The 18803-nt window shown below is 50.1% G+C and carries 23 protein-coding genes; all 23 read right to left on the minus strand.

The window, feature by feature from the left end; genetic code table 11:
- Positions 1-221 precede the first annotated feature (221 nt).
- A complete protein-coding gene (locus tag EKD02_RS04455) occupies positions 222-1316 on the minus strand; it encodes a DegT/DnrJ/EryC1/StrS family aminotransferase (protein WP_126383958.1) in 1095 nt (364 codons plus the stop codon).
- A gap of 48 nt (positions 1317-1364) precedes the next feature.
- On the minus strand, positions 1365-2651 hold the full coding sequence (locus EKD02_RS04460; RefSeq protein WP_126383961.1) for a class I SAM-dependent methyltransferase: 1287 nt from the start codon (positions 2649-2651) through the stop codon (positions 1365-1367).
- Between the two features lie 18 nt (positions 2652-2669).
- Positions 2670-3200, minus strand: a complete 531-nt coding sequence (locus EKD02_RS04465; protein ID WP_126383964.1) for a WbuC family cupin fold metalloprotein — start codon at positions 3198-3200, stop codon at positions 2670-2672.
- A 35-nt stretch (positions 3201-3235) separates the two neighbouring features.
- A complete protein-coding gene (locus tag EKD02_RS04470) occupies positions 3236-3919 on the minus strand; it encodes a class I SAM-dependent methyltransferase (RefSeq protein WP_126383967.1) in 684 nt (227 codons plus the stop codon).
- 43 nt (positions 3920-3962) lie between these two features.
- The gene (locus EKD02_RS04475; protein ID WP_126383970.1) at positions 3963-4628 is read right to left on the minus strand and encodes a class I SAM-dependent methyltransferase; all 666 of its coding nucleotides are present in this window, start codon (positions 4626-4628) and stop codon (positions 3963-3965) included.
- A complete protein-coding gene (locus EKD02_RS04480; protein WP_126383973.1) occupies positions 4628-5131 on the minus strand; it encodes a transketolase family protein in 504 nt (167 codons plus the stop codon). The genes EKD02_RS04475 and EKD02_RS04480 overlap by 1 nt, the downstream gene beginning before the upstream one ends.
- Entirely contained in the window at positions 5128-5886 is a 759-nt protein-coding gene (locus EKD02_RS04485) for a thiamine pyrophosphate-binding protein (RefSeq protein ID WP_221762982.1), read from the minus strand. Before EKD02_RS04485 ends, EKD02_RS04480 begins: the two co-directional genes overlap by 4 nt.
- Positions 5887-5909: 23 nt before the next feature.
- The gene (locus EKD02_RS04490) at positions 5910-7205 is read right to left on the minus strand and encodes a phosphotransferase (RefSeq protein WP_185805695.1); all 1296 of its coding nucleotides are present in this window, start codon (positions 7203-7205) and stop codon (positions 5910-5912) included.
- 378 nt (positions 7206-7583) lie between these two features.
- Positions 7584-8648 (minus strand): radical SAM/SPASM domain-containing protein, encoded by a 1065-nt coding sequence (locus tag EKD02_RS04495; RefSeq protein ID WP_126383980.1) that lies wholly within the window; start codon positions 8646-8648, stop codon positions 7584-7586.
- Positions 8649-8656: 8 nt separating this feature from the next.
- On the minus strand, positions 8657-9760 hold the full coding sequence (locus EKD02_RS04500; RefSeq protein ID WP_126383983.1) for a radical SAM/SPASM domain-containing protein: 1104 nt from the start codon (positions 9758-9760) through the stop codon (positions 8657-8659).
- Between the two features lie 11 nt (positions 9761-9771).
- Positions 9772-10554 (minus strand): nucleotidyltransferase family protein, encoded by a 783-nt coding sequence (locus tag EKD02_RS04505; protein WP_126383986.1) that lies wholly within the window; start codon positions 10552-10554, stop codon positions 9772-9774.
- Positions 10551-11984, minus strand: a complete 1434-nt coding sequence (locus EKD02_RS04510; protein ID WP_126383989.1) for a PfkB family carbohydrate kinase — start codon at positions 11982-11984, stop codon at positions 10551-10553. The genes EKD02_RS04505 and EKD02_RS04510 overlap by 4 nt, the downstream gene beginning before the upstream one ends.
- Before the next feature lie 6 nt (positions 11985-11990).
- Positions 11991-12569, minus strand: a complete 579-nt coding sequence (locus EKD02_RS04515; protein ID WP_126383992.1) for an SIS domain-containing protein — start codon at positions 12567-12569, stop codon at positions 11991-11993.
- A 17-nt stretch (positions 12570-12586) separates the two neighbouring features.
- On the minus strand, positions 12587-13570 hold the full coding sequence (locus EKD02_RS04520; protein WP_126384255.1) for an SDR family oxidoreductase: 984 nt from the start codon (positions 13568-13570) through the stop codon (positions 12587-12589).
- Between the two features lie 454 nt (positions 13571-14024).
- Positions 14025-14252, minus strand: coding sequence for an ATP-binding protein (locus EKD02_RS04525; protein WP_126383994.1), 228 nt, complete (start codon positions 14250-14252; stop codon positions 14025-14027).
- Between the two features lie 10 nt (positions 14253-14262).
- Positions 14263-14682 (minus strand): type II toxin-antitoxin system VapC family toxin, encoded by a 420-nt coding sequence (locus tag EKD02_RS04530; RefSeq protein ID WP_011358594.1) that lies wholly within the window; start codon positions 14680-14682, stop codon positions 14263-14265.
- Positions 14679-14918, minus strand: coding sequence for a FitA-like ribbon-helix-helix domain-containing protein (locus tag EKD02_RS04535; protein WP_011358595.1), 240 nt, complete (start codon positions 14916-14918; stop codon positions 14679-14681). The genes EKD02_RS04530 and EKD02_RS04535 overlap by 4 nt, the downstream gene beginning before the upstream one ends.
- Positions 14919-15068: 150 nt before the next feature.
- The gene (locus EKD02_RS04540; RefSeq protein ID WP_126383997.1) at positions 15069-15467 is read right to left on the minus strand and encodes a transcriptional regulator; all 399 of its coding nucleotides are present in this window, start codon (positions 15465-15467) and stop codon (positions 15069-15071) included.
- A gap of 126 nt (positions 15468-15593) precedes the next feature.
- On the minus strand, positions 15594-15815 hold the full coding sequence (locus EKD02_RS04545) for a WYL domain-containing protein (protein ID WP_126384000.1): 222 nt from the start codon (positions 15813-15815) through the stop codon (positions 15594-15596).
- Positions 15748-16434 carry a nucleotidyl transferase AbiEii/AbiGii toxin family protein gene (locus EKD02_RS04550; protein ID WP_126384003.1) on the minus strand — a complete coding sequence of 229 codons (687 nt, stop codon included), beginning with the start codon at positions 16432-16434 and terminating at the stop codon, positions 15748-15750. Before EKD02_RS04550 ends, EKD02_RS04545 begins: the two co-directional genes overlap by 68 nt.
- Positions 16431-17249 carry a type IV toxin-antitoxin system AbiEi family antitoxin domain-containing protein gene (locus tag EKD02_RS04555; protein WP_126384006.1) on the minus strand — a complete coding sequence of 273 codons (819 nt, stop codon included), beginning with the start codon at positions 17247-17249 and terminating at the stop codon, positions 16431-16433. Before EKD02_RS04555 ends, EKD02_RS04550 begins: the two co-directional genes overlap by 4 nt.
- A 107-nt stretch (positions 17250-17356) precedes the next feature.
- Positions 17357-17566 (minus strand): hypothetical protein, encoded by a 210-nt coding sequence (locus tag EKD02_RS04560; RefSeq protein WP_126384009.1) that lies wholly within the window; start codon positions 17564-17566, stop codon positions 17357-17359.
- Positions 17566-18381 (minus strand): type IV toxin-antitoxin system AbiEi family antitoxin domain-containing protein, encoded by an 816-nt coding sequence (locus tag EKD02_RS04565; RefSeq protein ID WP_126384012.1) that lies wholly within the window; start codon positions 18379-18381, stop codon positions 17566-17568. Before EKD02_RS04565 ends, EKD02_RS04560 begins: the two co-directional genes overlap by 1 nt.
- Between the last annotated feature and the right edge of the window lie 422 nt (positions 18382-18803).

Genomic DNA, 18803 nt, shown 5'->3' on the forward strand with positions numbered 1-18803 from the left:
TGACTTCAGCGATGCTCCTGCCTTCCGGTGGCAGCACTTTCTTTAAAACACTGTGCCTTACGGCATGCGAGTAACCCATAGTTCGCCTCCTTGTTGGACGCGACATCTATGTTAACACATAGGGATCGATTATAAAACAGGCAATCTGTAACCCTGTTACCTCTTCAAACCATGACTCAACCTGACCAGCAGACCCATCATGAAATCCAATAATTGCTACTTTATTTTCGGAACTCATGTATTAAAGCGATCACTTTACTTATATTTTCAATCGGCTGTTCAGGGCCGGATGGCAAGTATACTCCGGCACGTCCGAACGGCAACGATTGTGGATAATTACCATCATTTTTTAAATAACTGGCATAATTCAAATCAGGATAAAAAGGACGACACTGAACACCCTTATCCGCGAGAAAATCAATAAGCTCTTGTCGAGATTCGCACAAGGCCTCTACATAAACAGGAATTTCACCTCCGGCAAGATCAACAGGAATAAGCTTGATGAATGAAAGCCCGGCCAGTCCTTCCGCATACATCTGATAAATTGCTTTAACTTTTTCTATCCTTTCTGGAAGCAGCTTCAGTTGCTGTATCCCGATCGCCGCAAGAATGTCGGTAAATCGAAAGTTGAAGCCCGGTTGTTCCCAAGACGCATTGACAACATCACCAACTCCCTGGGTGCGCATTGCAACAAGTTTTCGATAAATCACATCGTTTCTTGTCGTAATAAAGCCTCCTTGACCTGTAGAAATGATCTTTGCAACAGAGAACGAAAAACACCCCATAGCTGACTGGGTACCAAGATATCCATCAGCATTCCGTGAACCAAGGGCTTGAGCAGCATCTTCAATAACCACAAGATTGTTCCGCTGAGCTATCTCGTTGATAGCACGCATATCCGCTGATCGGCCACACATATGCACAGGGATAATTGCCCGTGTTTTTGCAGTTATAGCCCTCTCGATCAAAGCTGCATTAATAATTGGACGACCTTCTTCAACATCTACCAACGTCACTGTAGCTCCAAGTAAATGAGAAGCATGTGCAGTAGCAATCCATGTCCTGTTTGGCACAATGACCTCATCTCCCGGACCTATTCCCGCTGCCAAAAGACTCATCAAAAGAGCCATACTTCCGCTTGTGGTTGCTACGACATAAGGCATTCCAAGATATGCCGACAACTGGCGCTCAAATTCTGCAACTATTGGGCCTTGGCTGACATACTCGTTTGCAATCGCCTGAGCAATTGCTTCAGATTCACCATTGTTGAAAGTTGTTCTCCACCAAGGTATATTTAGTCTTTCCTCTCTACTCATTGATCCATTACTGTTTATAATTTATTCATTTGAGGCTGTTGTCGATTTTCAAACATGTTCACTCACAACCTTAAATAGCGGAACCGGAACCACAAAAGCCCCACCTTCCATTACATAAGCTTGATTATTCTTGATGAAAGGTTCCGCAAATCGCCAAGCCAGAATAACTACATAATCAGGTTTACGCTCATACAAGGCCGATGTCGGAAGAACAGGGAGATGAAACCCAGGGCTGAATCGACCCTGTTTGGCAAGGTTGTCATCAACCAGATAATCAAGATATTCACCAATTTCAAAGTGATAAATCAACGTTGTTCCAGTGATTGATGCACCAAAACCAGCGATACTTTTGCCTTCACTTTTAGCCTGAATCAAAAAGCGCTTTGTTTCATCTTTAAGGGCATTCACCTTGTCAGCAAAGGCGATATACGTCTCTTTGCGATACAGTCCCATGCTCTCTTCCTCTTGAAGCAACTTTTCAACCGAACCATCGTTCGCTATAGGCCCACCGGGGCGCTGAACGAAATAGCGCAATGAACCACCCTTTGTTGCCACACGCTCTACCACGACTAATTCTAAACCTATACTTTGAAACAATGCCTGAATTGGCTTGACTGAAAATGCTGAAAGATGTTCATGATAGATAAAATCGAAGACCATATTATGAACCAAGTCCGCAAGGTAGTAGCTTTCAAATACAAATACACCGTCAACAGCCAAGAGTTGATTGACACCCTCAACCCAAGAACGCAGGTCATCAATATTGGCAAAAACGTTATTTGCCGTGACAAGCTTTGCAGGTCCGTAGGTGGCAACAATCTCCCTGGCAAGATCGGGTGTGAAAAACTTGCCTATGGTTGTTATACCGTTAGCAGTTGCTTGGGCGGCGATGTGAGAAGCTGGTTCAATGCCCAAGACATTCATACCTGAGGCATGAAAGTATCTTAGAAAAGTACTATCGTTCCCGCAGCGAAGACCACCCCTGAAAGCATCATTACTACAAATATTAATAACATGATCTCCCGCTGAAAGTCTGCATCTTTTTATGACACTTGAGGCGTACTCCTGAAAATGCTGTAAAAAACCCAATGAAGAGGCCTTGACATCAAGGTATTCTCCATACAGAATCTCTGGTTTTATGATATCAATGATTTGAGCTAAACCACACTGAGGACACATAAAGAGATCAATAGGATAGCTTAGCTGTGGCTCAGTCAACCGATCAGATTGCACGTAAGCATCACCGATAGGAGATGGCTTTAAACGGAAAACTAGCATAAGATTTTTACACCCACAAGCCCTGCAATCGGTACGTCGATGAATTACATCTGACATATTTTTCTTTTTCTGATTTTATGTAATATTTGCGACCTTTTCGCTCAACTCAGACATAAATACCGATACGGCTGCTCTATCATCATCGGCAGGCGCCCAAGGAGCAAACACTGTATCCTTGCGGTTAAAGGGACCATTGGTTGCTTCGTGAAATACTAAAACCTCTGACCGAATTATCAATGTATGAAAGATCGGTGCTGCCATTCGATAATAAAAAGCCCTTCCAGATGAGTAGTCGCCCATTCGAATGATACTATCAATCCCGCCAGTGTTATCAAAAACAACTACATCGGCGATCCCCTCTATAATGTGTGTTGACTCACTTTTTCCGGGATGCATATGTGGGCGCACATAAGCTTCACACCCATGAACGATTATCATTTCATGCAGCGAATTATCAGAACTAAGATGGGTACATAGCCTGACTCGATTTCTTAAATTATTCGACGACAACTGTTTGAAATAATTAACATCAGACTGGTCAACCTTAGTAATTGCATCTTTTGCATATAATACTTCAGAATTCTCTATGAGATATCGATCAATCATTTGAAATGTTCGCCTAACAGTGAAAGGTAACTCAATTATCCTCTATACTTTGGTGTAACACATAAGGCTAACAGATAATGTGCCATTTTAGAAAATCCAGTATGTACGACCTCATCATTCATCGAGAATAAAAAAACATGTTCAAAATATTGACATAAAAAATCTTGGAATTCATTTCCACTCTTACAGTTAACATGACCAGCCCGACTACCGAAGGAAGCATATTTTTGGGACTCCAAACTTGGCATACCAATTATGGCGGAACCGTTATCGCGTAATGAAAGGCAAAGGTTATTGATAAAAATTTTTTCTAACTCTTGATGTATATGCTCTATTACATCAAGAGAGTAAATTGCATCAACTTTTTTGTGCAATGGTCCCGCAAGTATATCATGCACTTTAGCTTCAATTGGCCATTTTTCTGATATTTGTTGTTTAAATTTTTCGATAAAAAATGAATCATAATCCGTAATAAGCAATTTTTCTACTTCTTGCCGAACAATACGTGCGCCAAAACCATCGCCACAACCAATTTCGGCAACATCTGATTTACCTGAAAACATCTTAGCTATAAATTTGTATCGGGCAAGAGTAAAAACCAATCTTTTTGGATCTTCGTACCAAACAGCATTGTTCATAACTCCTAAAGATTGCAAACCAATTGTTTCTTCAAGATCGATTAAAGATTGATTTACAGGGTCTTTTGTATGCTTTGGCATTCTATATTATTTTGTAAACTTGAAAAGTTTTTGAATATCAATATCACTCAAAATAGATAAACTCATAATCGCTACGATATCCAAAATGCTTGTATAACCATATCCACTCCTCTTTATCAAAAAACGATTCACAGGTGAGTGCCCAGCACTGCAGATTGAAGAGTTCCTGTTCATTCCGGTAGCTTTCGAGCATCACATAGCCCTGCTTGCCAACCCGTTCAATCTCATACAACGCTGCTTTGAGTTCAAATAAACGCAAATTGTGCAAGGTACCCAGTGAAAGAACAAGGTCAAACTCCTTGTCAGCAAAAGGATAGGGTTCTTGAGCTTGATGCAAGAAAAGATGTGGCCTGACAAGATCCGTTGAACTGTTCATGCCATGCTCTGAAATATCAAAACCTGTTACCTGCAATTCTGGCTCAAGGAGAAGCATTTCATGCAGCAGAAACCCTTTCCCACATCCAACATCAAGCACCTTTGAGCCTGCGACAAGCCCGTAGGTTTGAATCAAGGCCTTAGCAACAGGTTTCCATCGACCTGGCATATAGCTATAACCGCCGTACCCATACCTGCGATCACCATCCCAGTAGTCTGGACCATACTCTTTGGCAACTTTCATGCAATGCACTTTGTCATCAACCATGCGAGCAAGGTAATCGCGTTTCGTTGCCTGGTGAAGAGATGTTACGAAATTTCGAAGTTGCCCCATTACTTTGCTCCTGTAATAGAGCGACTGAGAACAGGATCGCTTTTAAGACTGATGAAGGCGGGCCCTTCAGATGCGTATGCTTCCGTGAGCATTGCCTCGGTTTCATCACCATCAGCGGGAAAATAAGCGGTGATGTTGCGGAACAAACGCATCAGTTCCTTGCCGTTCAATTCCGTATGGGTAGGACCAAGATGTGGGTAGTCGGCAAAACCAACCAGCTTTACATTGACCTTTTGCTGATCAATATCAAGCTTCACCTGCTCAAAAGGGCGCTCAATCAGAAACGGCGTAATGGTGTAGACCCATGGCTTTAAGCCCTCAAGCGCCATGCCAGCGGCCACACCAATCATGCTCTGTTCACAGATGCCCATATTGATAAAGCGATCCGGGAACCTTTCACGAAATTCGTCAAAGACCCGATACCCAATGTCACCTGCTATCACATAGATTTTTTCATCCCGGGCAGCAAGCTCCGCAATAATTGTTCCAAAGCGTCTTCTCATATCATCCCCAGCTCTTTTTTTCCTGTTTCCATCTCTTCACCTTTAATTTTTCGCGCGTGCCAAGCCGGGTCGTTCTCAAACGATTTGATTCCTTTGCCTTTAACCGTATGAGCAATAATTACTAAAGGTTTCCCTCTTTGAGGCTTATGACGGAGAGCAGGAATGAGTTTTTCATAGGAATGACCATCATCCACTTCAACGCACTCCCAATTGAACGCCCTGAATTTTGCCGCCAAGTCATCAAGTGGAAGCACTTCGCTGATTGGGGCCAAGGCCTGGATTTTGTTGTAGTCGATGATCACCCGAAGGTTGTCGAGCTTGTGGGCGGCGCCGATAAGCAGTGATTCCCATGTGGTGCCCTCCTGACACTCTCCATCACTCATCAACACCACAATATTTCCCTGTTGTTGCTGAAGCTTTCTGGCAAGAGCCATTCCTGTTGCCATCGGAAGGCCGTGACCAAGGCTGCCGGTTGTACAGTGAATGCCATTCGCTGGATCACGTTCAAGATGTGTGGTCAGCGCAGGATTGAACCCTTTCTCTCTAAGTAGAAGGCAAAAAGGAAATGATGCGTGGGCCTTGCTCAGGATGAATTTATCCCTCGGCTGCAGGACTATCTCATAGAGGGAAATCAGCGCCTCAATAATGGAAAAACTGCCACCAAGATGCGCCTCTCCATGCTCAATGAAGGCCTGAAACGTATCTCTGCGCAACTGTACGGCTTTTTCGACAAGCGAATTGTAATCAATCTGCATTGGCTTCACATTTGTAACCCCCGTCAAACAGTCGGGGCAGAATATTTCAATGCCTTCACGAGAGACAAATACTCTCGAGCCTTCTCCAGTTGCCTTGAGCGGAGAAGCTCCTCTTCCCGCATATCGGCACCCGTCGCAACGAGACGCTTTCTTGCGACTCCCGGCAAGAATTCATTGAGCAAAATCATAATCCAGCGCATCCCATAAAGGGGCATAGCGGCATCAAGACGAGCGGAAAAGTCATCATCATTAGTTTCAAACAAGCGAGTCATTGCTTCTCGCCACATTCCGGATAGGTCTTGACTAAGTTCGAATGCCGGATGCCATAAAAAGTCTGCGGTAAGCTTGACCGGATCATCCCACCCAAAATACTCGAAGTCCAGAAAGTAGAGCTGCCCTTTACTCTTTATTGCATTGTGAAATCCGAAATCAGAGGGGCTGAGTATACGGAGTTCAGAGTTCAGCTCCTGATAGCGCGAGCGTTCAGGCCAAGCAGTCAAACACTGCCCTTTACCACTATCCCATACAGGGAGAAATTCATCATGAAGAAATTCGGACAATGCACGGCTACCGGAACGAACATCACGTAACCGTTGCAACCGCCTCTCTATTTGGGATATCAGCTCAGAGCCTGAAAGGCAGGCTTCAGTAGCCAACCCGGCGTACTTTACGCCAAAATCACGGGATACCCGATACAATGAACGGATAAAGCGAATTGCCTGCGAAAAATCATCATGAGCAGGAGTCCCAAGACCATCACCATCGATCCATGAGTAGAGTCCATAACCGTAATCATCGTTGCGACCCAGGGGCTCCGGAACATTCAGGATTCCATTCTGGCGGAGAAAAAGCAGCGCATCGAATTCATTCTTCAGCCGTGACCCCTTACTACCACCCTGAAGAGGATACAACTTCAACGCACAGTCGTTTCCCTGCTGAGCACTGAGCTTGAAAATCCGGCTGTTTCCACGACCCGAAACAGGCTCAATGGCATCAATGGGAAAACCGGTCATGCACTTAATAACACGGCAATTCTCTTCCTCATCGGTTTGACCAAGGAGATGCTCGGCAATGGCTTGCCATGAGTTGAATGAGAGTTGAGCACAACTCCCATCATGCGATCCGTGTTCATCGAAAAGAATCTTTTCTACTGAAGCCGGGAAGCCCTTCTCAGCGAAAACCTCCGGAAGATCATCAACAAAGCAGTCCAGATCAAGCCCGGCTATCCGCGCCACCTTTTCCTCCCTGGTGGCACAATAAAACACATTGTCTTTTTCAAGGCCAAGAGAGGCCTTGTCAAAAAATCCTTTTGATTCCATCCACTGTGTTGCCGCATCACGCAAGGAGATGCAGGCCTCATCAAAGTGGCCGAACTCGGTCTTGTGGCTGACAATGAATACCTCAACACCCCGAAGCCGGCAGCGAAGGAGAAACTCAAGAAATCCAGACATGGCCTCAGCCTTACACATGTACCGCCCATATACCTGGCCCTGCAAACGCATCCACAGCCTTTCGCCATTGGGCATTGCCAGCAAGTCCCCCTTTAAAGCAGTCTTGCCACAATACTCGTACTCATCCGGAATCAGCCCGTCACCTCTTGCAGCTTCGACAAACACACGATCATAGCGAGCGATCGTATTATCGAAATCCAGACCGATCTTCATCTGGAAACACTCAGATGATGCACATAATGGCATTCACACGAAATACCCATGCTCTTCATCAAGATTCAAATAATCAAGGATGGCAAGGTTCTTCGTGTGACTGACACAATGGTGGCCACAACTGGCTGAAGGATTGAACGACTTCAGAAAATCCCTATTCCTGGAAGAAAACCAGAAGTCTCTGAACGAACGCCCATCAAGAGAGCCCATTTTCCCGGAAGCGGTATAGGCCTTGTCCTGACAGGTATACACCTGCTGGTCTGCACCGACAACTACCAGAAACTGTAGGAACGGGCAGGTCGTGTAACGCTTTTCAAACAGTTCCTCAAGATCATGGTAATGGTTCAGGACGGCAAACGACTCATCCTGAAGATCATTGGCCCTGGTGATCTGACGTGCGACTTCATCCTTTATCGAAGCATGATAGGCATTGTTCCCTGCCGCATTGTCGCTGACCACCGCGCCTGAAACCTTCACATGGTTAACACCGCAACGTTTAAGCATGGTAACCACATCAAAAATATGCCCATGATTTTCATGGGTCACAATGAAGCTTATCCCAAGGACACAGTTGCTTTTTCTGGCAATAAAGCTCTCAATATTACTCACAAGCGCCGAGAAAGCCCCAGGCCTTGCCCCTCGGCTCTTGACATAGCTTGCATCGTTCCATGCATCCATGGAGATCCTGACCCAGGTTCCATGTTCAGCAAATGAATCGGCAACAGCATCCTTGAGAAAGGCTCCATTGGTCAATGCCGCGACCTTTACCCCACCGTTAGCCAAGACATCAATCACTTCCGGAAGAGGCCGATAGAGCAGTGGCTCACCCCCACCTGAAAAGGTTACCGCCTTGACACCCATCTCGACAAACTCATGGGCAAGCTCGATCATTTTCTCTCCAGGAATGCTGTCCTGCAGGCTCATCTCTTCGCCTAAGGTCAAATCGCCCGTTCGATAGCAGCAATACCAGCAGTTGTGGTTGCACCGATTGGTTGGCTTGACACGGATATGGACCGGCGCTGCCAAGTCACCCTTTTTCAAGGCTTCGAGCCTGTCCTGAAATCGCAGAAACTTCAGAGAACTGTAATACACCGACATTGGTTCGATCAGATAAAATTCACATGCGGGACCCGCTTTTCAACAAGGTCGGCAAGATAGACATTGATATGATCCATGTGACAGTTCCTGCGACACTCGGAAACATCAAGACCGTGACGCACGAACTCCCAATTCTCCCTTCGCTTCTCACTTTCCCATACTTCCTTGAACCCTGATTCGAAGACATTGCCGAGCGAAAAAAGCGGATCCTCCAGATAGGAGGGGCAGGAGCAAAGTTCTCCTGAAGTCATGATATGGGCCTGAAGAAATGGGATCGAATAGCAGGTATTGTAGCGCTCACCGATCGACTGGGAATACTTTTTCATGGTATTCGCCCGGAAAATGACCTGGAAGTCTTCGGTAGAATAGGCCGTCAAAACATCTTCGAGATACAGGTACTCGCTGTAATCAATATTCTCGTATTCCTTTGTGCTGCTTCCCATATGCTGGGAGTATGGCTTGATCACAAGGTAATCAAGCCCGATCTCATCACGGCATATTCTGGCAAGGGCTTCCATGCCATCGACATTGTCAGGAAGAAGCAAAGACTGGGCCCCTATCGTGGTTTGCAGCCCATGCGATCTCTTCCATTTGACCGAGCGGGCAAGGTTATCGATGACTTTCGAAAACCCGCCGGCACCACATCGATGAATCCGCTCATAATCCTCTGCCGTTCCGGCATTGATAGAGACTTTCATCCATGTGACCTGATGAAGGGCCTCTTGAATAAAGCGGTCGGAAATCCTTGATCCATTGGTCGTAATCCCGAAGTCGAGACCTGCCTCATAACCGGAATTGATAGCCTCTACAATTTGTTTGTGCAAGAGAGGCTCTCCCTCACCGGCTAGGTGGATGCTCTTGACACCCAGAGACGCCATCTCTTTCAGCAAAGAAATCATGGCCGCCCCGTCCATCGCCCCGCCCTTATAGCCTACGTAATCATAGGCACAGAATTTACACCGGTAATTGCAAACGCCGACAGGTGACAATTCCACATAAATGGGATACATGGAACGAACATTGTCCCAGTGGTCATATCCTTTCAGGAAATCCGCAACCCAAAGCGGGTGATAAATGAGCTTGTGGCTGTCTATTCTGAATTTATCCGACATAGATGAACAACTTAGAAGCAAACGAGTTGATTAACCTTTCGCTGTACGGGATGCTGATGAAACACTTGAAGCCAGGCATCATCCGTATCGGCTATCCGAGAAACCTTATCCCTCTGCGCCACTGCTAATGATTCCGGCGTACCGATGTCCCTGTGTATCCCGTCGTTATGCCATGTGGCAATCCTGCCGATGAAATGCGGAATGACCTGCGTGCTGAAATCGCTGACGTCCGGTCGTTCAACCACCCACTTCACCACTTCAGGCTCCAGAATATAGACCGCCGCATTGGCATGGGTACTTTTTGGATGTGAGGGCTTTTCCTGATATCCAACGACAACCCCGCCCCCATCCTGTTCAATGATTCCGCAGCTCTCCGGCGTATCGGTCGTAAAGGTCATCATGGTCATGACCGTTCCTTCCGGCCGGTTACACCTATGGTAATCGGCAAACGCCCTGAAATCGCAAACGCACCAGTTGTCGGCATGAACCAGTACAACAGCCTCGTTCCTGTAATGCTCGCGGTTGGCACGGAGCGTACCGGCGGTACCGAGCAGTTCCCCTTCATAGACCGGATGGACAAACTCTTCGAATTTCGGCCTCGCAAGAAATGCGTCCACAACATCCGCCATGTAATGGGTGTTGACGATTGCCCTGTCTGCCCCCATCAACCGAACGGCATCGATCCAGTATTCAAGAAGCGGAACCCCGCCGATCGGCATGAGGCATTTCGGCCAGATATCTGTCAGGGGTTTGAGTCTGGTGCCGAAGCCGGCAGCAAGAAGCAGGGCCTTCATCGCTGAATTTCCTTAACCAGTTCCATCTGATTGAGAGGTGTGTTTCCAACACGGCCGACCTGTACAGCTGCAGCAATGGAGCCAAGCACGGAGGCTTCCCAGATATCCGCCCCTGCACGGAGTGCCATAGAAGCAACTATAAGCATGGAGTCACCAGCACCTGCTACGTCCCTTGGTGCAGCGTTCAGTGCGGCAATGCGGTCGGTTTCGTATCCCCCAACCACAGAGGGCTCATCTGCATGAATCAGCACACCCTCCTCTGCCAGCGTCAGGAAAAGATGTTTTGCTTTTGAGTACTTTTTCAGTTTGTCGGCAAGCACCACAAGACCCGATTCCTTGTCCCTGACTGCCAGCCGGGCTTCGTGCTCGGTGGGGGTCAGCAGGTCCATATCGGCAAACCTGCCGACATCACCAACCTGCGAAGAGCTCTGGCTGTCGGCTACCATCATGACCCGGTGTTCCTTTGCCAGCCTTGCAATGCTGTTGATGAGGGTAGTCGGGAGACAGCCATAGTTGAAATCCGAGAACACCAACAGTTCCGTCCGGGGCAACAGCTGCCTGCATGTATCCAGTATCTTTGTCTGTATGGATTCAGGGATGCTCCCTTCATGGAGATGATTGACCCTCAGGAGTGTTTTCCCCCGGCTGCGGAACCGCTGCTTCAATGTTGTGGGACGGGATTCATCAATAAACAGTGTTGCCTCCACCTTCCGGTTACCGAGGACTTCAAGCGCATACTCCCGCATCGCATCATTTCCACCAACACTGAGCAGCTGCACTTGTGCGCCAAGGCCTGCCGCATGGGCGGCAACGATGCCCGCCCCCCCGACAAAAAGCTTCTTGTCGACCGGAGAGACCACAATGGTCGGATCTTCCTGCGACATGCCCAAAGGGTCGCAGGTGATGTATTCGTCGACGATGCTGTCTCCTATGACAAGAACATTCTGACCGGAAAAACCTTGTAAACGATCAATCAATCCGGCACGGGTAATTGCATGCCGCGCCATATAGTCCTCCGGAAGCCTGACTGAAGCATCGGCAAGTTCACTGAACTCCCTCCTCAAGACATCAATAGAGGAAAACATCCGTTCGCCAGAACTGAACAGCAACCTGCCGCCATATTCATCAAGCACGGCCTGTTCCGGATTACTGTGCGCCTCATGCTCGCGGCCCTTGACCACAATGGCCGGCTTGAGCCGCCTCAGCACATCTTCCAGGGGTTCATCGATGATAAAGGAATCGTCAACAAACACATTGCTACGGATACCCTCAAGGCGATAGTTCTCTGCTATATGCGCTGCGTTGCCGGCAATCCTGTCGGAAAAGACGCCCACCGTCAATGCATTGCCACACTCACGGGCAAAGCGGAGAAGACGTAGATGGCCCGGATGGAGGATATTGAACACGCCCGATACAAAAACTTTCGTCATACCTGCTTACTTCAATTCCTGCCGCTCGGCAAGAAACCGGTCGGAAATGTTGTGGAGAAGAAACTGATGGCCGACTTCGACGATGCCGTAATCGGCAGAGGGAAGCCAGAAGTTGAGGTCACCGAGAGAACGCAGAGGGTTGCTTTCAGTGAACCCGCTGAGGGTTATCACGCCGGCAGACCGCTCCTTCGACTTGGCGACAGCGTTGAGGATGTTCGCCGACTTGCCCGAACTGCTGATGGCAATCAGGATGTCTCCATCAGATGCGAAGCAATCCAGCACCCGAGCAAAACCCTGCTCATATCCATAATCGTTGGCCATGCAGGTCATCACGGCAGAATCATGAAGCGTATGGGCCGCAATACCCGCAACGTTGAGGAAATCAATGACGGCATGGCTCGCGATCGCAGCACTACCGCCGTTGCCGATGATGAACAGCCGGTTACCGCTGGAGCGCAATTGCTTCAGCATACCGAAAGACTGCACCAGCGCATCTTCAGTCTGCAGACTACCGCCATTCTGGTCAGTGGCAACGGTTTTCTGAAGAACCTCCTGAAAAGCCCTCAGTCTCTGCTCAAACTCCATACGTTCTATGAATCCGGTTAATCAAGGTATTTGAACCATGCCTCGGTCGCCTTGCCGATTGACTTCTGGTCCCAGACCGGAGCCTCCCGCCAGAGATCGAGGTGCTCAAGCATCGTAGCCACGCCCTCTTCGAATGTGACCCGGGGCTCCCAGTCAAGGGCACTTCTGATGCTTGCCGTATCGGCAAACGTGCAGTCCGGCTCTCCCGGCCTTTTTGGCAGGTGAACCACCTCACCCTTAAGCAACTCGACAAGTCGGTTGACGCTGTAGTGGTTGCCGCTGCCGACGTTGAAAGCCTCATTCGAAATATCCGACTGTGCCGCAGCGATGAAGGCCCGAGCCACATCGGTCACGAAGGTGAAATCCCTGGTTTGGGTACCGTCCCCGACAACGGTGAACGGCCTGCCGTTGATCTTCTGGGCAAGGAAGACACCGAACACGGCACCATACGCTCCGGTCGTCCGGGAACGCGGGCCGTAGACGTTGAAGAGACGAAGCGAAAGCGCAGGCAGTTTATAGACTTTCGCCCAGTGCAGCACGAGCTCCTCTCCCATGTACTTGGTCAGGGCATAGGGGTACTGTGGCTGGATCGGGGCTGTTTCCAGGGTCGGATAGGTATCGGGTATACCGTAACTGGACGATGACGCCGCATAGACAAGCCTCTTGACACCGGCATCCTTTGCACATTGCAGCACATTGAAGGTACCCTGCACGTTGACCGAGAAGTACTGTTCCGGCTGCTCGATTGATGGCACGATATCGGCAAGACCGGCAAGATGGAAGACCCAGTCGGCACTCTCGAAGCATGGCGTGATATGCTCCATATCCCTGATATCCGCCTTATGGAAAGTCAGGCGGGGGTTGTCCCGAAAGCTCTTGATATTGTCGAGCCTGCCGCAGGCGAGGTTGTCGACAATAACGACTTCGTGGCCCTGTTCAAGCAATATTTCAGAGAGGTGACTGCCGATGAATCCGCAGCCGCCGGTTACTATGGCTTTCATCAAATGCGTAATTTGGTTTTCAATTGGATTATTGCGTCGAGCTCCGTCACGCAACTATACTCGGGAATGCCACGCCCGCTAACACCCAGACTTACGTAAGGAACAGCCGGGGTCCGAACAGCCGAAGTCCGGAACAGCCGGGGTCCGGTGAAGCTTTCGTGATGCTGCATACGGGGACGGACTACGGCTGTTCCTTACATTGCATCACGGCTTCGCCGCATTCAGTCACAGTGGATGGAGGTTTGCCCTTATGAACGCTCTCTTCACGGCAGGGAGTGGGAGTATGGCATCCGGCTGAGCAGAGCGGGTCACTTCCCCTCCCTGGCCGGGTAAAGTGTAATATAGGAAATCCAATGGTAGTAAGTATGCTGAAAGAGTACAGATAGGTGTTTTTTTTTAGGCGGGGCCAGAAGGCCCCTCCATTGCTACCTTCAAAGCCGAAAGCAGATTGGTGTCAAGAATGATCATTCAACATCATCCTCACGCTACCTGCATCAACCCTGGTCACCGTCTGCGGCAGGCTCGCTTCCCGGAGCAGCTGAGCGATTTTCAGGATCCCCCTCCCCCAGGCCTCAATGAGGCCCCGACGGTAAAAGGCGGTGGCAATGAGCGGGTTCCAGGGCTTCGACTCATGCGGCTGCAGGAGCTTTTCGAGGCAGTCTGACCGAAATGAAAGATCCAATTGAAGGAGATCAACACTCCCACGGGTTGACTACTGCGACACTCAAGTCGCTGAAGTGGCGGATATTTCGTGTAGCAATCGTAGCACTATTGGCCAAAGCAATGCCTGCAATAAAGGTATCACGCATATCTATAGGCCGACCGGCTTCTTTTCGTTCAGCCGCCAACAGGGCTGCCGCTTTAGCAGCATCGGCATCAAAGAGAAGGATGCGGTGCTGCATTTCATCACTCAATAGCTCTTCAAATCGATTTTCCAGCAAGCTTTTTCGCTGGCCCGATGGTAAGAGAGCCAAACCATATCGGGCTTCAAACAGGGTAATGCTAGAGAGCCAGATTGATTCAGAGGGCTGACTGTCCACCCATTTCACAACCTTCGGGTCGGGCTGCTGCTGCATCAAAGCCGAAAGCACATTGGTGTCAAGAATGATCATTCAACAAAGCCCATTGGCTCAATTGTCTGACCGTGCAGTTCCGGAAGTGGTCCCTGCAAACCAACACCTGCAAAACGGGCAGCAATCCTAGAGCCAAGCATTTGGCGTTTTGGTGAAGTTTCAGTGACCGCACTGCGCAATATCTGGTATACTTCCTCCTCAAGGCTACGGCCATGCTGGCTGGCGCGGACTGCAAGACGGATTTTCAAATCCTCTTCAATATTGCGGATAATCATAGCTGCAATAGTCTTTTCTTTAGGTTACGATATGTACTGAAACAAACCGTATTGAAGGAAATATTCGTTCACCTATGCCGGCATTATGCAAAAGGGTTCATGATTGCCCCCTCAACTCATCAATTTATACCGCTCTTCGGACAGCGTGTACTATAAGAAACCAGAGAGCAGGATGCTCTCCCAAACAGCCGAGAGAGATGTATTTTCAGGGAAAGAACAGCCGCGTTCAAACGACAGAGAAGCTCTCGAGAGGACATGGAACCCGCCGGTTTTCGGTGCACCGCGAAACTCGATCGATCCCACAGCCCTGAGTTTACCGAGCCTTCTGGTCGCGGTCCTGATGCTGATCCCGAGAGGCGCTGCCCGCGTTTTGGCAATGATACCGGGGTGCTGACTGATAGCGGTCAGCAGCTCATTTACTCCCTCACGCCGGTCCGGAAAGGCAAACATCACCCTCACGCTACCTGCATCCACTCTGGTCACCGTCTGCGGCAGGCTCGCCTCGCGAAGCAGCCAGGCGATTTTCAGCCGATCGTCGTAGAGCGTCAAACCATATCGTGGTCACCTTTCCGGTAACGAAAGCGGTTTCGTTACCAACGACGCCCTGAAACACCAACTCCTTTTTTTTGTGTCAGTTGTGACTCATACCACCATAAACCCCAACAGCAGTGCATCTCAAAGCTCTATCTGAAAACGGGGTGCGAACGATAGCCCGCTCACACGCGCCGACACCATGCCTTCAACCCGCAAGACGCGGTGCCCATCCTTCTCTATGTCATGGACATGCAGGAGCACCTTGCCCGCCCTGCTGCGCCGCAGCGAATAGGGTTCAACCAGCCGCCGGCTGAGGGTCCCGTTCAGGGCGCGGTAGTCGATTTCGACGCACATGCGGGGCATGCTGTCGATAGAGATGGATGACGTCATAGAGGTCGCGCGGCCGGGTCCGTTCCCCCAGCGCCCGGACTTTTTCACCGAAAACCTCGGCATAGGAGTATGCCAGCACACGGATACCCTCTCGAGGCATATCGCTGTATGGATGCAGAACCGGCATCCGCTGAGGCTCCTCGACCACGCACTCGTCTGCACTCAAGTCAATCTTGATGCGGGGAAGGTTTTTCCCGGTCGGAGAAATCGGCCCCCGATAGGAGAGTTTTCCCTGGCAGACAAGTTTGCCTCGTGGATTTCTGTACAGCTCGATAGACTGCATGGCCTCAGGAAATTCGATACCGGTCTCATCATAGATCCAGCGCCCGAGTGAGGCCGGGATTTTCCGAAGAAAGACTTCATCAAGATGCGCCGGATCAAGCAGCGTGAAATCGAGATCCTCTGAAAACCGATAGGTCTCGAACAGGCATTTCTTCAGGCAGGTCCCCCCTTTGAACACCCAGGAATCCGCAACCTCTTCCTGACAGGCAAGTCCGGCAAGCACCCAGCCAAGAACGTAGTCCTTCTCGACAACATGAGGCGAGAGCGATACGCGTGAGGCCATATCAAGGAGTTCAGCACGTCCGATCATCGCTCGCCCCTCTTCAGCCAGTGCTCCGGAACACGGAGGCGCCAGCGGCTGACGACCTTGGGACAGGGCGCTCCCGGGTCGAGCTTAGCGAGACCCTGCGTCATGCGCAGATGTGCCTCACGCGGCAACTGGCCGGCAAGAGGGTTGCCCTCAAGCAGGAATCCGAGCCGTTTGAAAACAGCTCCGTTGCCCAGGCGCAGGGCGTACTCCAGCAAGGCTCCGTCATCACGGTCCGGATGAGCCAGATAGGACTGCAGACAATCTGCGACATGCTGCACCCCGCCGCCAATCTCCGGCAGGGCGAGCATATCGACAATGGTACGCGGCACGTCAGAGACCATGATGCGGGTACGGTGCCGCCAGACCGGTCGCAGCCCGAACAGGTGGCCTTCAGGAACATGCGTCAGCAAAAACCGGGCTCCATGAGCACTCAGCTCTTTCCTGCCGACCCGCCTTGCGCTCAGTACGACAATGTCGGTAAAAATCTGCTCGGTCAGGTCCCAATGCTCGGCGGCAGTCCGACCACCGATATAGGCCGGAGCGAACAGTTCGGGAACAAGAACCCATGGATCGTCAAGAACCTGCGCCTTGCCGAGCGACTCCAGCGGCACCGGAACATACCGGCCGGGACCCACCCGGCTAAGCCATCCCTGCTCCCTCCATCGCGACAACTGCTGCACCGCGGCCTTTCGCGACATTCCCAGAACAGCTACGGCGTCATCGATGGCAATAACATCACCGCCTGCTGCAACCAATCTGGCCAGCAAAGCCTTCTTTCCCTTCGGAACGGCTGATAGAGAAGCCTGTACCATCATCGGACAAAAACCTGGTGTACGTATTCATCGACCACTTGCATACACCAAGATACAATAAAAACGCAAATAATGCGATTTTTTAGTAACTGAGTATACTGGACAGAGAATCACATCGGATAGATCGGAAGCGGGTCTGGCCATGCACGGAACCACTCGGGCAGGGTGAGTTTTACTCCCTCATTTACTCCGCAATTTACTCCGCCATTAAGGAGCCAGGCAAGGACATAGTCCCGCTCGATGACACTCTCAAGAATGCGCCGCCCTCCAGTGCGCATAAGTCCGTTTGCTACGAGGGAGATGTTGCGTTGCGGGATCATCAGCTGCTCCTCACCATGTCAAGCTCTTCCTCACTCACATTCAACTGCAGCCTCCATCGCGCCAACGAAGATCCCTCTTGAGGAAGCAGCGGATCAAGGCGCTGATAGGTATCGGTGAGGCTCTCACGCAAAGGCTGCAACACATCCTCTTCAGCCATTCCGTAGTATTCAAGCAGGTAACCGAGCCGGCGGACAACCGCCCCGACATCCAGCTGAAGAGCGTACTGTACAAGCTGGCTGCTGTTGATTGCCGCCCTGCGCATCCACATGGCCTTGGCCACTTCGGTGATACCGCCCGAGAAATCGGGGCGGCGGAGGCAGTCAACAATGGTGCGCTCCCTATCGCTCACGATGACGAATCGTTCCTTGTCGACCCAATACTTCATGACACCGAAGAACTGTTCTGGACGCAACTGCACAAATCGGAAATCATAGCCACCGACCGCTTTGACACGAAGGCGCCGCGTACAGGAAACGGTGATGGTAAGGCTCGGCTGTGTCACCATGCGATGCAACTCCATCGCACTGCCATGCGAGATGAAGTAGGGAGCCTCACCGGCCAGCTCGCGCGCAATGATGTATGGACTGTCGACATGTTCGGTTGCCCGGCCGAGCTCAAAGGGCACCAGGCAGAAGAGCCCGGGCTTGAGTCGCGTCACAACGCCCCGCTGCTGTGCTTTGTGCACCAGACTTCGTGAAGCTGAAGCGCTAAGGCCGGTGATAGCGGCTACATCACCCAATGTGAATGTAGACCGCTGCCGTTCATGCAATCCGGTGAGAAGTTGAGCAACCCGGGGCCCGAGAGTTTTGGCCATTACATGATATTTTTTGGTCTATTCGTTACCCATAAAGGAACGAAACTACCAAAAAATATCAATATCCGCAATACATGTTGTTTATGTGCGCAGCCGTTCTTGCCGACGGTGGCGGAAGTATCAAGAGGCTTTCCTGACGCTATGGATGGTCCGTGGCAGGATTCCTTATGCGCTTTCTGCAGCTCGTCAGAAAAAACCGCACTCATAAGCGGCAATGATATCGAGCACCTCCGCATAAAACATATCCCGCACGGAATCAGTGCGTCCCAACTTCAGTACCTTCCGGTATTCCCTGGTTTTTTTACGGAGTATGTCAGCCAGTCGTCATAGAGCGCTATAGCGACCACGCCGGCAGCGAGCATGGTCGACAAATCGAGACCCGACTGCAACAAGGCACCGATATCCAACAAATACCTATATTG

The sequence above is a fragment of the Chlorobium phaeovibrioides genome (genome assembly GCF_003968655.1).
Lineage (GTDB): Bacteria > Bacteroidota > Chlorobiia > Chlorobiales > Chlorobiaceae > Chlorobium > Chlorobium phaeovibrioides.

Coding starts and splice junctions, on each gene's coding strand:
- EKD02_RS04455 (WP_126383958.1), bottom strand. CDS start 1,316: ATGAGTAGAGAGGAAAGACTAAATATACCTTGGTGGAGAACAACTTTC.
- EKD02_RS04460 (WP_126383961.1), bottom strand. CDS start 2,651: ATGTCAGATGTAATTCATCGACGTACCGATTGCAGGGCTTGTGGGTGT.
- EKD02_RS04465 (WP_126383964.1), bottom strand. CDS start 3,200: ATGATTGATCGATATCTCATAGAGAATTCTGAAGTATTATATGCAAAA.
- EKD02_RS04470 (WP_126383967.1), bottom strand. CDS start 3,919: ATGCCAAAGCATACAAAAGACCCTGTAAATCAATCTTTAATCGATCTT.
- EKD02_RS04475 (WP_126383970.1), bottom strand. CDS start 4,628: ATGGGGCAACTTCGAAATTTCGTAACATCTCTTCACCAGGCAACGAAA.
- EKD02_RS04480 (WP_126383973.1), bottom strand. CDS start 5,131: ATGAGAAGACGCTTTGGAACAATTATTGCGGAGCTTGCTGCCCGGGAT.
- EKD02_RS04485 (WP_221762982.1), bottom strand. CDS start 5,886: ATGCAGATTGATTACAATTCGCTTGTCGAAAAAGCCGTACAGTTGCGC.
- EKD02_RS04490 (WP_185805695.1), bottom strand. CDS start 7,205: ATGGAATCAAAAGGATTTTTTGACAAGGCCTCTCTTGGCCTTGAAAAA.
- EKD02_RS04495 (WP_126383980.1), bottom strand. CDS start 8,648: ATGTCGGTGTATTACAGTTCTCTGAAGTTTCTGCGATTTCAGGACAGG.
- EKD02_RS04500 (WP_126383983.1), bottom strand. CDS start 9,760: ATGTCGGATAAATTCAGAATAGACAGCCACAAGCTCATTTATCACCCG.
- EKD02_RS04505 (WP_126383986.1), bottom strand. CDS start 10,554: ATGAAGGCCCTGCTTCTTGCTGCCGGCTTCGGCACCAGACTCAAACCC.
- EKD02_RS04510 (WP_126383989.1), bottom strand. CDS start 11,984: ATGACGAAAGTTTTTGTATCGGGCGTGTTCAATATCCTCCATCCGGGC.
- EKD02_RS04515 (WP_126383992.1), bottom strand. CDS start 12,569: ATGGAGTTTGAGCAGAGACTGAGGGCTTTTCAGGAGGTTCTTCAGAAA.
- EKD02_RS04520 (WP_126384255.1), bottom strand. CDS start 13,570: ATGAAAGCCATAGTAACCGGCGGCTGCGGATTCATCGGCAGTCACCTC.
- EKD02_RS04530 (WP_011358594.1), bottom strand. CDS start 14,682: ATGATCATTCTTGACACCAATGTGCTTTCGGCTTTGATGCAGCAGCAG.
- EKD02_RS04535 (WP_011358595.1), bottom strand. CDS start 14,918: ATGATTATCCGCAATATTGAAGAGGATTTGAAAATCCGTCTTGCAGTC.
- EKD02_RS04545 (WP_126384000.1), bottom strand. CDS start 15,815: ATGCCCCGCATGTGCGTCGAAATCGACTACCGCGCCCTGAACGGGACC.
- EKD02_RS04550 (WP_126384003.1), bottom strand. CDS start 16,434: ATGATCGGACGTGCTGAACTCCTTGATATGGCCTCACGCGTATCGCTC.
- EKD02_RS04555 (WP_126384006.1), bottom strand. CDS start 17,249: ATGATGGTACAGGCTTCTCTATCAGCCGTTCCGAAGGGAAAGAAGGCT.
- EKD02_RS04560 (WP_126384009.1), bottom strand. CDS start 17,566: ATGATCCCGCAACGCAACATCTCCCTCGTAGCAAACGGACTTATGCGC.
- EKD02_RS04565 (WP_126384012.1), bottom strand. CDS start 18,381: ATGGCCAAAACTCTCGGGCCCCGGGTTGCTCAACTTCTCACCGGATTG.